Source organism: Pseudomonas marincola (assembly GCF_900116605.1).
Classification (GTDB): Bacteria; Pseudomonadota; Gammaproteobacteria; order Pseudomonadales; family Pseudomonadaceae; genus Aquipseudomonas; species Aquipseudomonas marincola.
This window is the reverse complement of the sequence record NZ_FPBC01000001.1, coordinates 203,840-216,394: the sequence shown is the minus strand read 5'-3', so window position 1 is coordinate 216,394 and position 12,555 is coordinate 203,840. Positions and strand designations below refer to the sequence as shown.

The window sequence follows — 12,555 nt, the reverse complement described above, 5'->3', positions numbered from 1 at the left end:
TAGGGCGCTTTCGGTTGCTATCAACCGGGCGGACCGGGAGGCCCCACGAGCATTTGCAAGAACCACACAAAAAAACCATAGCCACCGACAATGGCAACGGCGAGAACGGGAAACAGGCAGATAATCAGGAATAGAAACAGGCGCGTTTCTTTGCCTTTGTCAGCATTATTTTGATTCGTCTGGTCCATGTAGTCAGACTCCGTTTGCTGTTGTTATCAGCTTAGTTGCCCCTTTGGAAAAATCGATTGGCCTGTCTGATCACCGACAAACGGTCTGCATGAAACCCGCTACAGGGCAGGCTATTTGCACCTCCTGTGTTGCCCATGACCCATTGAGACGCCCACTGGCGCGCCACTTTCGGTCATAATTAGCGGCTTGAATCCTGCCCTAAGTGATCTCTATCAATGGATCAGTCAATGCCCGAATCACACCACCTGAAACAAGGAACCCGCGCCTATACCCAAGCAACTCTGGCGCTGTTCTGTGCAGGATTTGCGACCTTCGCATTGCTCTATTGCGTGCAGCCGTTATTACCGTTGCTGGCTGAAGAGTTTGCGGTGTCGGCTGCCACCAGCAGTCTGGCGTTATCGCTGACCACGATGAGTTTGGCCCTGTGCCTGCTGGTGTCGGGAGCGCTGGCCGAAAGCTGGGGCCGCAAGCCGGTGATGCTGGGCGCATTAGGGATTGCCAGTGTGCTGGGGATTGCCTGCGCATTCGTCACCAGCTGGGACCTGTTGTTGCTGTTTCGCGCATTGCTCGGCCTGGCTTTGAGTGGGTTGCCCGCGCTGGCGATGGCCTATGTTGGCGAGGAGTTCGACCCGCAAGCGCTGCCTGCCGCGATGGGGCTGTACATTGGCGGCACGGCACTGGGCGGTCTGCTGGGGCGGCTCTTGGCTGGTCTGTTAAGTGACCTCGGTGGCTGGCATTGGGCGCTGGGCGGAATCGGTGTGTTGGGTGTGTTGGCGCTGATCAGCTTTGCCTGGCTGCTGCCGCCTTCACGGCATTTCCACGCGCAGCCATTGTCGGTTCGCGGCTTGCTCAACAACTTTGCCATGCACCTGCAAAACCGTGAATTACGCTGCCTGTTCTCGTTGGCATTTTTGCTGATGGGCGGCTTTGTCGCGCTGTTCAATTACGTTGCATTTCGCCTGGCCGGCGCGCCGTTCAATCTGTCCTCAACGGTTATCGGCATGCTCTTCACGGTGTACTTGATGGGCATTTTGAGCGCCGGTTGGGCAGGGCGTCTGGTGCCACGTTTCGGTGCTCGCCAAGTGCTGCAAAGTGGCATCGGCATCATGCTGGTGGGCGTCTTGCTCTGCGCCTCTACCCATCTGTTTGCTGTGGTTATCGGCTTGGGCCTGTTTACGTTGGGGTTCTTTGCGGCCCATGCAGTGGCCAGTGGCCAGGTCGGTCAGCGTGCCAACGGCGCCAAGGCACAGGCTTCGGCGCTGTATCTGTGCGCCTATTATCTGGGCTCGAGTGTGGTGGGTTACGCGGCCGGTTATGTTTGGCAGCATTTTGGCTGGTTGCCATTGCTTGGTGTGCTGGCGTGTTTGTTCATCTTCGCCGCTTGGCGCGCACGACGTTTGTAAGCGTCTCAGGATTCTTGCGCGCGGTAGTTACCGGGCGTAAGGCCCGTCCATTTTTTAAAGGCCCGGTGAAACGCCGAGGGTTCGGAAAAACCCAACTGCTCGGCGATGGCCTGAATCGACAGTTCGTCGCGCCCGAGGTGATAAATCGCCAGGTCGCGGCGCAGCTGATCCTTTAGCTCCTGAAAACTGCAACCTTCTTCGCGCAGATGCCGGCGCAGGGTTTGCGGGCTCATGTGCAGGTGTTTGGCGACGCATTCAAGGTCGGGCCATTGCGTGCAATCGCGGCCGAGCAAGCGCCGAATCTGGCTGCCTAATGTGTGCCCGCCGTGCGGGCGGGCGAGCAAGTCTGCCGGTGAGCGCAGCAGGAAATGCTTGAGGGTGCGTTCATCCTGCAACAGCGGCATGTTCAGGTAACGCCGATGAAAACGCAGCGTGGTCTGCGCGGCTGAAAACTGCCGTGGGCAGGGAAATAACAGCTCGTACTCGCTGGCATGTGCGGGTTCGCTGTAGGCAAAGCTGACATGCTCTAGTGTGATGCGCTGGCCGATCAGCCAGCTGCCCAGCCGATGCCAGATCACCAGCAGGCTTTCTAGCAGAAAGTGATCCGGGTCATTCAGTTGGCTGCCATCCACACTCAACTCGGCGCTGTCACCTACAATTTTCAAGGTGATTGCGGGAGCGTCAGCAAACAAGCCATAAAACAATGCCCCCCGGCTGAGCGCTTTTTCCAGTGAACGGCAGTTGATGATTGCGTGGCACATCATCGCAAATGTGCCGCGTCGGCTGCGTTGTACGCCAAAGCCCAGATATTCGTCGTCGAGGGTTTCCCACAACAGGCGAATCAATTGGGTGAATTGCTCGGGCGCCAATCGCGCACGCGGCTCCTCAAGCAGTGCCGGCTGAATATTCAACTGACGCAGCAAGCGGTGGCAATCGTGGCCGTGCATCTCGGCGCCGCGCAAGGCGGCTCGCACGAAATGACTGGCAATGGAGCGCTCGCGCATTCGCCTATCTCGGGTTAAAACCCTGCGATCTTAGCCATGCGGATGTGCTTGCAACAAGGGTGTTGGCATATTTGCCGGCAACTGCGGCGGATGCGTGCGTGTGCTGCGGGATTTTGCGGGGAATGCAGCCATTGCTGGCCTATCGTGACGGGCAGGCAGCCGCAGTCACGATAGGCCACAGGCGGTTCGGCTCAGGGCAGAATATTCATCATGTACAGCTGGCTCAGCACCGCGACCGTTGCGGTGGTCACCACGGCCAGCGTCAGCAGTAAAACAGCTACCGGAGCCACTTTTGGGTGCAGCGGGCGACGCACCCAGGGCAGCAGCAATATCAGGCCAAACACGAACCACATGGTCAGGCGCGGCAGCAGGCGCATTTGATCAAGGTGAACTTCGGCAACGGCCCAAGCGGTGCAGATAATCATGCCGAGGGCATAGACCGCGATAGCGCCCGGATGGGTTTTGAACAGCAGCACGCTGGTGATTACAAAAAATAACGCGTGTGCCAGAAAGAACCACGATTGTTCGAGCAAGCCCAGATAAATCCCTGCGCTCGGCAGGACAATTCCCACTATCAGCATCAATGCGCCAACCAGCTTTGCGGGAAGTGGGCTGTAGGTCGGGGCTCGTTCAGAGCGCATATGGATCCTCCGTTGTCGGTAAAATTTTGCAGTGAGCTGCGGTCTGGCAACTCGGTGGGTTCGGGCGATGGCGGGTATTTTCAACCATTGCGGGGTGATTAAGCCAGCGCCTGCGCCAATGCCTGGATTGCGCGGCGGCCATTATCGCCTGAACGAATGCGTCAATCGAGCCTGAGCAGATGAGTCATTGAGTGAGTGCGCTGCGCCGCCTAATCTGCTGTGCAGAGCGCACCGATGCTATTGAAAGGTTTGCATGTTTCAACGCAGGCTTGCCGCACGAGGAACTCGTCAGTCGTTACATCGGCGGTTGATTTGCTGCTGCGCGATTGCACACTGACGCAACCTTGCCCTTATCGGATTGCACGCGATGTCTTTATCCAGCCTGTACGCAAACGTATGGGCAGAACCAAGGAAACGCCATGAACGGGCCGTTGGCTTCACTGAAAATTCTGGATTTCTCGACCCTGCTGCCAGGGCCATTTGCCTCGCTGCTACTGGCCGATATGGGCGCCGAAGTGCTGCGTGTTGAGTCGCCGACCCGGGCTGATTTAGTTCGCGTTCTGCCGCCGCACGTAGACGGCGTTTCGGCCAGCCACGCCTACCTCAATCGCAATAAGCGCAGCATTGCTCTGGATCTGAAAAAGCCGCAGGCGGTTGAACTGGTCAAGCAGTTGGTGAGTGAGTACGACATTGTGCTGGAGCAATTTCGCCCAGGTGTGATGGAGAAACTGGGGCTTGGCTATGAGGCGCTTAAAGCCATCAACCCCAGGCTGATTTACGTGTCGATCACCGGTTACGGTCAAACCGGCCCTTTCAAGGCGCGCGCCGGTCACGATATCAATTACCTGGCGTTGTCTGGTGTGGCCAGTTACACCGGACGCCAAGAGAGCGGGCCGCTGCCGCTGGGTGTGCAGTTGGCCGATATCGCCGGCGGATCGTTGCATGGCGTGATGGGACTACTGGCGGCCGTCATCCAGCGTCAGGTCAGTGGTGAAGGGCAGCATGTTGATATCAGCATGACCGACTGCTCATTCAGCCTGCACGGTATGTCGGGGGCCGGATTCCTCGCGGCCGGGGTCGAGCCGGATATGCAGAATCAGGTGCTCAATGGCGGAAGTTTCTACGATTATTACCGCAGCCGCGATGGTCGCTGGTTCTCTGTCGGCAGTCTGGAACCGCAGTTCATGCAACAGTTCTGTGCGGCCATCGGCAAGCCTGAATTGGCGCGCATGGGCTTGTCGCCGAAACCCGAAGATCAGGCCAACCTTAAGCGGGCGATTGAGATTGAGTTCGAGAAACGTGACTTTGCCGAGTGGTGCGAGGTCTTTGCGGCACTCGACGCCTGCGTCGAACCCATGCTCAAAATCAGCGAGGCGGTCGAGCATCCGCAGCTCAAGGCGCGCGGAGTGACCGTGCAGGTGCCAGTAGACGCTGAACACAGCCAGACCCAGATCGCCTGCCCGATAAAGTTCTCAGCCGGCTTGCCGCAGCCGCGCCATATTGGCGCAGCCGTTGGTGCACATACGGTGGCGGTGTTGCAGGCGCTGGGTTACAGCGAGGCGCAAATCAGTGAGCTGAAAGCCTCTGGGGCAGTCGCCTGAGCGAATCAATTCTCGGTTAACGTCATGAGGATATCGGCATACCAGCTGCAATTAAGCCCCAGCGCCTCATCGGCGTGCAGGTCGCGGGTGCCGACATCCAGCCGCGCCGAGTGAATTCCGAGCAGAATGTACGGCAGGCCGCCGAGTGCAGCAGATTCTTGCGTGCGCATCACCACCGGGGCACCGCTGATACCGCGGTGCGTGCGGGCGTCACTGAGGAAGTAACCCTGGCCCTGAAAGCGCAGGCCGAAAGACGAGGCAATAGTTGCCTGACGTACGACTGGCAAGTGGTGCAGGGTGTCGTGAAAGCCCAGCGGAAAGCCCACCACCAATAAAGAATTGCCGACCTCGGCCTGCTCTTCGGAGTACTCCAGATGTTCGGGTTTGAATGCGCGATAAACCATGCTGGCGGGCAGGGCGCTTCGATCAAGCTCTATGACTGCGACATCAACATCGCCGGTGCCATCCTGAGCCTGACGCCAGATACTTTTGCCGTTCTGATACAACGGGATCGAGAAGCCGGTGGACTCGGCCATGTTCTCGGCATTGGTATGAATCTCTATTTCGAGCCGATCCGGATTGTGTCCGGTCTCGCTGACGACGTGGCGACTGGTCACCAGAAACAGACGCTCATCACGCTCAAAGTAAAAGCCGCTGGCGCTGGTGAGCAGCGTGCTCTGGGCAAACGTGGTCAGGCGCGCAGCCGTTAGCAGGATGGATTCAATCATCGGCAGATCCTTGTCTGAAGAGAGGCGTGCCTGCACACCAGTGGGTTGCAGGTTGCTTACCGTCAGCCTAAGTGAGCAGGATGACGATTATTCGATGCGTTGTTCGCCACTGTAGTTCAGTGTTGCCTTGCAACGCCGGCAGAAATAACGCCGACCTTTGCTGACCAAACCATGACGCTGCGCCGAGAATGGGAACTCGTCTTCAGGCGCCGGGCACGCGCAGCGATAGATGAAGCGGTTGACCTTACGCCGTTTTACCTCGTAGGTGTGGCAGCGATTGGGCGGTAACTCGTAGACCCCGCGCATGATCAATTGCCATTCCTCACCGTGGGCCTGAATGCTCAAGCCAAAGAGTTGATGGGCAATCAGGTGCGCCACTTCGTGGGCGACGGTCTGCTTGAGGAAGTCTTCACGGTTATTACGGTACAACTCGGGGTTGAAACGCAATTTGTTCTCTGTGAGGTGGGCAACGCCGGCCTTTTGCCCGCGCAGTTTGAAGCTGACCTCGGGGCGCAAAAATGGCTTTTTGAAGAAGGCTTCTGCTTGCTGGTAGCAGGCTTCGACGCGGGCGAGAATCTGTTCGGGCATGGTATCCAGCAGTGAGTGAGTGCCAGCCAATTATGCCCAAGCTTGCGGTTGCTGGCAGCCTAAAACGACGAAACCACCCGTAGGTGGTTTCGTTGAAAAGGTTTTATAACTAGTTGGTGTACACCGGACCCACGCCCAGCCCCCAGAGAATCACGGCGCTGGCCATCATCGCCACCAGCACGACCAGACCGACTGCAAGCACCGAGCTTGAGAACATGAAGCCTTCATCTGACGGGATGCCCATAAAGGTCGGTATGCCCACATACAACAGGTAAACCGTGTAACAAATGGCGCAGGTACCCACCAGCATGCCCAGCCACAAGTGCGGATAAAGTGCCGCCAAACCTCCTATGAACAGTGGGGTTGCAGTGTAAGCCGCAAAAACTACGCATTGGGCGAAGCTCGGGCTGGAGTCGTATGTACGCGCCATCCAGTGAATGAATGCCCCCATCACTGCAACCCCTGCAAGCATTGCCAGGTAGCTCATGATGGCCATCGACATTGCACTGCCTTCGGTGAGCATCACCGGTGTTCGTCCGCCTATCGACCAGCCAACCTGGGTGGTACCGATAAAGGCTGAAATCGCGGGGATCGCCGCGAGAATCAGGACGTGGGTGAGATACATGTGGCTAATGCTTTCCTCCTCGCCACGAATTTCTTGCCATTCTTGGTCGGGATGGGTGAAGAGCCCCCAAACGTGGTGGATCATACCAGGCACCTCCTCTTTTTATGCGGTCGCCCCCCGGCGGAGCGCTCGGGTTGCGTAGGCAGCAAAACCGAGTACGGGCCAAATCAACTGCGACCGTATGACGCAGTATGGCACCGGATTAACAAACAAGAGGCCAGCTGATTAGAGCAAATTGGTATTTGAACGCTAGCTGTAATAGCGCTGTAGTATTTCCATCGCCTTGTTAATTGTCTGCAACCGCTCTGTATTGCCGCCGCGATCCGGGTGATGCTGACTGACCAGCTGGCGATAGCGATGTTTGATGGTGCTCAGGTCGAGGGCGTGTTTGGCTTCATGCAACTCGAACAATTCCAGTGCGGCAATTTTCTCATCGCCGCCGCGGATGCGGGTCCAGAAACTGGTAAGCAGCTTTTCGACCTCGGCTTCGTCGGTGTCGCGCAAGTTGTTCAGATCCAGATAGTATTCACGCAAAGGGTCATGCTCGCTGAGCGCACGTGCACCGCTGCTGTACGCTTGCAATTCGATGTGCAGCGGACTGATCAGCAGCGCGCCGCTTTGCTCGGCCCAGAGTTGGTCGCGCAGGATGTAGAGCGCATTGAAAACCAGAAAGTGGGTGCGAAAAAGCACCAGCTTATCGGTGAGCGGCAGGTTGGGGATGTGGCTTGAGTGGCGCTCTTTGAGCAACTGGATCAGGGCATATTCACTGAGCCCAGCGGGCGTTTCGAGCAGCAGTGCGTGCACCTGCTCCGATAGCTCAAGGCGTGGATCTAAATCTTCAGTCATGCCTTGAGCCTAGCATTTACAGCTTATTGGCCAGTGAAACCGCGTGAAAAATGCCAGCTGCGGCACATTTTCAGGCGAAATACTTTCACCCAAAATGCTGCCGACCAGAGCCACTCGCCGTGCCGGGGAGGGCAATAAGTGCTGGATCCTGATTAATGGGCTGGGGTCTGTCGCGGTTTCTGCGTAAAATGCCCGCCTTTAGCACCTAACTCCGGACTCCTGCGTACATGGGCACCCTCTCGGTCAATCAGAACAAACTGCAAAAGCGTCTGCGTCGTCAGGCTGGCGAAGCGATCTCCGACTTCAACATGATCGAAGACGGCGACAAGGTCATGGTGTGCCTCTCGGGCGGCAAGGACAGCTACACCATGCTGGATGTGCTTTTGCATTTGCAGAAAGTGGCGCCGATCAAGTTCGAGATTGTTGCGGTCAACATGGACCAAAAGCAGCCGGGTTTCCCTGAGCATGTGCTTCCTGCCTACCTTGAGTCGATCGGTGTGCCGTATCACATCGTCGAGAAAGACACCTACTCGGTGGTCAAGGAGAAAATCCCGGAGGGCAAGACCACGTGCTCGCTGTGCTCACGCTTGCGTCGCGGCACGCTGTACACCTTTGCCGATGAAATTGGTGCAACCAAAATGGCGCTTGGGCACCACCGTGATGACATCCTCGAGACGTTCTTCCTGAACATGTTCTACGGCGGCACACTCAAGGCCATGCCGCCGAAGTTGCTCGCCGATGACGGCCGGAACGTGGTGATTCGCCCGCTGGCGTACTGTAACGAGGCGGATATTGAAGCGTACTCGACGCTCAAGGAATTCCCGATCATCCCGTGTAACCTGTGCGGCTCGCAGGAAAACCTGCAACGTCAGGTGGTCAAGGAAATGCTTCAGGAGTGGGAACGCAAATCGCCTGGTCGCACCGAAATCATGTTCCGTGCGCTGGGCAATGTGGTGCCTTCACAGTTGGCGGACCGCAACCTGTTTGATTTCGCCAGCTTGAAGATTGATGACAGCGCGGCATCGCGTGTTCTTAACGTGATGAATATCTAGCGCGTCTTTGATCCGGTGGGAGTCTCTTGCCGGATCAGACCGATTGCGGTGTCTGGGCTTGCAGGTAGTGGCCAAAACCCACGCTAATTTCCCCGTGGATTTTGGCCATACGTTTAACTAACGCCCTGCGATCAATACAGCGGCAGGGTGTAGCTGATGATCAGACGGTTTTCGTCCAGGTCGTTGGCAAAGTTATTGCGCACGGTCGCGTTACGCCATTTAAACCCGAGATTTTTCGCCGGGCCTTCCTGAATCACGTAAGCGATATCCGTGTTGCGCTCCCACTCCTTGCCTTCGCCTGGGGTGGTGATCAGGTCGATATTGTCGCCGGTCAGGTAGCGCGTCATGAACGTCAGGCCGGGAATCCCCACGCCGGCAAAGTTGTAGTCAAACCGCGCCTGCCATGAATTTTCATCCTTGTTGGCAAAGTCGCCGATTTGTACATAGTTGACCAGGAACGGGTCACTGCCGCTGACATAGGCGTAACCGGTATCGCCGGTCATTTTCTGGTAACCCAGGCCCATGCTGGCAGAGCCCAGCGCGTAGGTGAACATTGCGCCGTAGGCATCGTTGTCGACGTTGGTTGAGCCGTCGTCATTGGAACGCGCATAGCGCAGATCGGTTTTCAGGCTCTGTTTGTCGGCAATCGGCAGTACGTGCACAACGTTGAAGATGTGCTGCGTGTACAGCTCTTCCAGTTGGCCGTAATTATAGGTGGTGGTCAGGTTGTTCCATTTGTACGACAACCCGGCGAAGTTCAGGTCATCACCCTGATTGCCGCCACTGCCGAAGGAGATGTTGCGCTTGCCACCGCCAGTCATGCTGAGGTCTTCGAAGTCGGTCGAATCGCGCTGATTCAGCTCTTTGATGATACCGCCATCAAAGGTCAGGTTTTCGATTTCCATCGAGTTGATGTGACCACCGAGGAAGGTCTGCGGCAGCAGGCGTGAGTCGTTGGCAGAGAGGATTGGCAGCTTGGGCGTCAGGCCGCCGATTTTGCCGACCGTCTTGGAGATTTTAACCTTGCCGGTAACAAAACCATCCGAGTAATCATCCGGTGCCTTGTTGCCAAAACTGCCCGGCAGCAGGTTGGTGCCTGCACGATCTGGCGAGGAGTCGAGTTTCAGACCCAGCCCTGCGTACGCATCAAGGCCGAAGCCGACGGTGCCTTCGGTATAGCCCGATTCAGCTTTGAACAGGAAGCCCTGTGCCCATTCTTCACGTTTGCTCTGCTGTGCCGGCGTGGTATCACGCAGGTCGCGGTTCAGATAGAAGTTACGCAGCTCTACGCTGGCCTTGCTGTCCTTGATAAATTCGGCATGGGCAAGAGTGGGTAACGTCATGCTGGCCCCTAATGTGGCGAGAGCCACAGCGCGGGCGAGAGAAGTTGTACGCATTATTATTTTCTCCACGATGGTGTGTGCAGGTCTTGTTATTTATGGCCCATCTATCACGCACTGAAATAAAACACGGGTTGAAATCACTGGCATTTAGACTTTAGTAGTGAGCATGCGCTAATCAAGCAGTCATCTGATGACTGGTAGGTCGTTGCCTGCAGGCACCGCCGGCTCTAGCGTGGGGCTGTGACAGTTAGCGCACAAGTTACTGCAATTATCAGCGATTAAAGTTTTATTGGTTCGGGCCGCTACACATATGTAAGTAGCGCTATTCAGATGAGTCTGATCAGACGGCAACAGTGAGTTAATCAGTCCTGTTGCACGGCGCTGTAGGGTTAGCGAAATCTGGCATTAATCAACCGTTAATGCGCCGCAAGATGATGTGAGTATTTAAATAAGACTTGTTTGATTCGCATCACCGCTGCTGATTATTAAGGCGGGTTGTATTCACTATTATCAGCCCGGTTGGTGCAGTGCCGGCGAGGTCTGCAGTGCTAAACTGCAAGCCTGTTGATTTGTCAGTGGAGGGGAGGCTGATGCTCCCTGAATGTCAGTTGTTCGGCACCCTTGGGTGCCATTTGTGTGAAGTGGCCGAGGCCATGCTGATCCCATTTGTGGAGCATGGCTTACTGGTTGAGTTGATCGATATTGCCGAGCACGAAGAGTGGGTTGAGCAATACGCGTTGAGTATTCCGGTGCTGCGCCGGGTTGATACCGGTGCGGAGTTGAACTGGCCTTTCGAGGCCGAACAGATCGTTGCCTTTCTGGGCTGAAGCGTTGTCGCTGCAAAGGCTGGCAAGGCTCAGCCTGCAAACGCAGAATTCGAGTTAAGGAGAGTAGGGAATGAGTGCAGCATTGACCGATGGATTGTCGCTGTTGTTGTTTCGGCTGCACAGTGGTCGTTTGCTGGGAATCAACCTGCTCAAGGTTAATGAGATTATTCCGTGTCCAACCCTGACCAAATTGCCTAACCGCCACCCGCATGTGCGCGGCGTCGCGACCTTGCGCGGCGCACCGCTGAACGTGATTGATCTGGCCCGCGCGGTCGGCGAGCAGGGCGGCAATGACAGCCAGGAAGGGTGTTTGATTGTCACAGCGCTTAGCCGCTCGCGTCAGGCGTTACACGTTAAGAGTGTCGAGCGGATTGTCCAGTGCGCGACCAGCGATGTGCGGCCGCCTCCCAAAGGCACTGGCGCACGCGCCTTCATTACGGGTGTGACACAGATTGACGGCACCATTGTGCAGGTGCTTGATATCGAGAAAGTCCTGCATGAAATCGCGCCGGTCTTGCCGGAAGAGCTTGATGAACAGCAACTGACCCGCAGCGAGCGTAACCTGATCGAAGGATGTCGCGTGCTGGTGGTGGATGACTCGCACGTGGCGCTGCAGCAAACCCTGATCACCCTGCGCAAGCTGGGCCTTGAATGTCAGGCGGTCCGCAGCGCCGCTGCCGCGTTGCAACTGTTGCTTGATGAAGAGGCCGCGGGCACGCCGATTGAGGTGCTGGTTTCAGATATCGAGATGCCGGAGATGGATGGCTACAGTCTGGTCAGTGAAATTCGCCAGCGGCCGAGTATTGCTCATACTTACGTGTTGCTGCATACCTCGCTCGACAGCACCATGAACACGGCCCGCGCGCACAGCGTAGGGGCCAATGATGTGCTGACCAAGTTCTCGGCAGTCGATCTCAGTCAGGCGCTGGTCCGGGCCTGCAAGCGCGTCGCTGAAACGGCGGCCAACGCCTGAAACGAGGCCGCCCAGTAATGACATCGCGCCTAGTTTGAGGGCGCGTTGCGCAGTTCATCCAGGCGCTTTAACTGAGCGCCATCGGCGGCGAAATTGGCCGGGCTCAGCCACTGGCTAAACGCGCTACGGCAGTCTGGCCATTCGCTGTCGATGATCGAAAACCACGCCGTGTCCCGATTCGCACCCTTGACCACCATGTGCTGGCGAAACGTGCCTTCATAGCGAAAGCCCAAGCGCTCGGCCGCACGCATTGAGCGGGCGTTATTGGCGTTGCACTTCCACTCCAAGCGCCGGTAGCCCAGCGTATCCATGGCCAGGCTCGCCAGCAGCCAGAAGGTTTCCGTTGCGCCGATTGTGCGTTGCATGGGTGCGCCAAACGCAACATGGCCAATTTCGATACGCCCGTCTTTCGGCACGATGCTCATCAGGCTCAACAGCCCGACGGCTTTGTTTGATGCCAGATCAATCACGCAAAAAAACAGCGGATCACGGCTGGCTTCATGGCCTGCCAACCACGTATTGAATGCCTCACGCTCCGGGAACGGGCCGTAGGGCAGGTAATCCCACAGCACGGCGTCGGCCTCCGGGCCTTGCAGGGCTTGCCACAGATCATCGCCATGGCGCGTGGTATCCAGGGGTTCAAGGCGTATGTAGTGGCCCTGCAGCGGTTGGCGGGACGGCGCTTGGGCAGGTTGCCAGTCGATTTTTTCCGGGTTGTACATAGCGCTGTTCCTG

Annotated in this window: 14 protein-coding genes; 5 read left to right on the top strand and 9 right to left on the bottom strand. The window is 57.0% G+C overall.

Features of this window, described 5'->3' with window-relative positions; translation table 11 throughout:
* Positions 1-20: 20 nt before the first annotated feature.
* Complete coding sequence (gene napE / locus BM395_RS01090) at positions 21-188, bottom strand: periplasmic nitrate reductase, NapE protein (RefSeq protein WP_069898934.1); 168 nt, start codon at positions 186-188, stop codon at positions 21-23.
* Positions 189-416: 228 nt separating this feature from the next.
* Between napE and BM395_RS01085 the strand changes: the two genes are divergently transcribed.
* Complete coding sequence (locus BM395_RS01085; protein ID WP_090508587.1) at positions 417-1,592, top strand: MFS transporter; 1,176 nt, start codon at positions 417-419, stop codon at positions 1,590-1,592.
* 5 nt (positions 1,593-1,597) lie between these two features.
* On the opposite strand, the gene BM395_RS01080 is transcribed toward BM395_RS01085, so the two are convergent.
* Together BM395_RS01080 and BM395_RS01075 are read right to left on the bottom strand one after the other, a co-directional pair.
* Positions 1,598-2,596, bottom strand: coding sequence for an AraC family transcriptional regulator (locus tag BM395_RS01080; RefSeq protein WP_090508586.1), 999 nt, complete (start codon positions 2,594-2,596; stop codon positions 1,598-1,600).
* Between the two features lie 191 nt (positions 2,597-2,787).
* The gene (locus BM395_RS01075) at positions 2,788-3,237 is read right to left on the bottom strand and encodes a hypothetical protein (protein ID WP_069898926.1); all 450 of its coding nucleotides are present in this window, start codon (positions 3,235-3,237) and stop codon (positions 2,788-2,790) included.
* A 419-nt stretch (positions 3,238-3,656) separates the two neighbouring features.
* Between BM395_RS01075 and BM395_RS01070 the strand changes: the two genes are divergently transcribed.
* Entirely contained in the window at positions 3,657-4,838 is a 1,182-nt protein-coding gene (locus BM395_RS01070) for a CaiB/BaiF CoA transferase family protein (protein WP_090508585.1), read from the top strand.
* Positions 4,839-4,843: 5 nt separating this feature from the next.
* Here the strand turns inward: BM395_RS01070 and BM395_RS01065 are convergent, their stop codons facing one another.
* From BM395_RS01065 to BM395_RS01050, 4 genes are all read right to left on the bottom strand, one after another.
* Entirely contained in the window at positions 4,844-5,566 is a 723-nt protein-coding gene (locus BM395_RS01065; RefSeq protein ID WP_090508584.1) for a S1 family peptidase, read from the bottom strand.
* 87 nt (positions 5,567-5,653) lie between these two features.
* On the bottom strand, positions 5,654-6,154 hold the full coding sequence (locus BM395_RS01060; RefSeq protein WP_090508583.1) for a SprT family zinc-dependent metalloprotease: 501 nt from the start codon (positions 6,152-6,154) through the stop codon (positions 5,654-5,656).
* Between the two features lie 109 nt (positions 6,155-6,263).
* Complete coding sequence (locus BM395_RS01055) at positions 6,264-6,863, bottom strand: Yip1 family protein (protein ID WP_069898918.1); 600 nt, start codon at positions 6,861-6,863, stop codon at positions 6,264-6,266.
* Between the two features lie 165 nt (positions 6,864-7,028).
* Complete coding sequence (locus tag BM395_RS01050; protein WP_069898916.1) at positions 7,029-7,625, bottom strand: DNA-J related domain-containing protein; 597 nt, start codon at positions 7,623-7,625, stop codon at positions 7,029-7,031.
* A gap of 227 nt (positions 7,626-7,852) precedes the next feature.
* On the opposite strand from BM395_RS01050, the gene ttcA reads away from it, so the two are divergent.
* A complete protein-coding gene (gene ttcA / locus BM395_RS01045) occupies positions 7,853-8,677 on the top strand; it encodes a tRNA 2-thiocytidine(32) synthetase TtcA (protein ID WP_069898914.1) in 825 nt (274 codons plus the stop codon).
* 131 nt (positions 8,678-8,808) lie between these two features.
* Here the strand turns inward: ttcA and BM395_RS01040 are convergent, their stop codons facing one another.
* On the bottom strand, positions 8,809-10,074 hold the full coding sequence (locus BM395_RS01040) for an OprD family porin (protein WP_090508582.1): 1,266 nt from the start codon (positions 10,072-10,074) through the stop codon (positions 8,809-8,811).
* A gap of 536 nt (positions 10,075-10,610) precedes the next feature.
* Between BM395_RS01040 and BM395_RS01035 the strand changes: the two genes are divergently transcribed.
* Both BM395_RS01035 and BM395_RS01030 read left to right on the top strand, forming a co-directional pair.
* Positions 10,611-10,847 carry a glutaredoxin family protein gene (locus BM395_RS01035; protein WP_069898910.1) on the top strand — a complete coding sequence of 79 codons (237 nt, stop codon included), beginning with the start codon at positions 10,611-10,613 and terminating at the stop codon, positions 10,845-10,847.
* 70 nt (positions 10,848-10,917) lie between these two features.
* The gene (locus tag BM395_RS01030) at positions 10,918-11,820 is read left to right on the top strand and encodes a chemotaxis protein (RefSeq protein ID WP_090508581.1); all 903 of its coding nucleotides are present in this window, start codon (positions 10,918-10,920) and stop codon (positions 11,818-11,820) included.
* Positions 11,821-11,849: 29 nt separating this feature from the next.
* Here BM395_RS01030 and BM395_RS01025 read toward each other — a convergent pair whose 3' ends face one another.
* On the bottom strand, positions 11,850-12,542 hold the full coding sequence (locus BM395_RS01025) for a GNAT family N-acetyltransferase (RefSeq protein ID WP_090508580.1): 693 nt from the start codon (positions 12,540-12,542) through the stop codon (positions 11,850-11,852).
* Between the last annotated feature and the right edge of the window lie 13 nt (positions 12,543-12,555).

Bases quoted from the DNA above. Each gene is read 5' to 3' on its own strand.
- BM395_RS01065 (WP_090508584.1), bottom strand. From the start codon at position 5,566: ATGATTGAATCCATCCTGCTAACGGCTGCGCGCCTGACCACGTTTGCC.
- BM395_RS01030 (WP_090508581.1), top strand. From the start codon at position 10,918: ATGAGTGCAGCATTGACCGATGGATTGTCGCTGTTGTTGTTTCGGCTG.
- napE (WP_069898934.1), bottom strand. From the start codon at position 188: ATGGACCAGACGAATCAAAATAATGCTGACAAAGGCAAAGAAACGCGC.
- BM395_RS01085 (WP_090508587.1), top strand. From the start codon at position 417: ATGCCCGAATCACACCACCTGAAACAAGGAACCCGCGCCTATACCCAA.
- BM395_RS01070 (WP_090508585.1), top strand. From the start codon at position 3,657: ATGAACGGGCCGTTGGCTTCACTGAAAATTCTGGATTTCTCGACCCTG.
- BM395_RS01025 (WP_090508580.1), bottom strand. From the start codon at position 12,542: ATGTACAACCCGGAAAAAATCGACTGGCAACCTGCCCAAGCGCCGTCC.
- BM395_RS01035 (WP_069898910.1), top strand. From the start codon at position 10,611: ATGCTCCCTGAATGTCAGTTGTTCGGCACCCTTGGGTGCCATTTGTGT.
- BM395_RS01060 (WP_090508583.1), bottom strand. From the start codon at position 6,154: ATGCCCGAACAGATTCTCGCCCGCGTCGAAGCCTGCTACCAGCAAGCA.
- BM395_RS01055 (WP_069898918.1), bottom strand. From the start codon at position 6,863: ATGATCCACCACGTTTGGGGGCTCTTCACCCATCCCGACCAAGAATGG.
- ttcA (WP_069898914.1), top strand. From the start codon at position 7,853: ATGGGCACCCTCTCGGTCAATCAGAACAAACTGCAAAAGCGTCTGCGT.
- BM395_RS01040 (WP_090508582.1), bottom strand. From the start codon at position 10,074: ATGCGTACAACTTCTCTCGCCCGCGCTGTGGCTCTCGCCACATTAGGG.
- BM395_RS01080 (WP_090508586.1), bottom strand. From the start codon at position 2,596: ATGCGCGAGCGCTCCATTGCCAGTCATTTCGTGCGAGCCGCCTTGCGC.
- BM395_RS01050 (WP_069898916.1), bottom strand. From the start codon at position 7,625: ATGACTGAAGATTTAGATCCACGCCTTGAGCTATCGGAGCAGGTGCAC.
- BM395_RS01075 (WP_069898926.1), bottom strand. From the start codon at position 3,237: ATGCGCTCTGAACGAGCCCCGACCTACAGCCCACTTCCCGCAAAGCTG.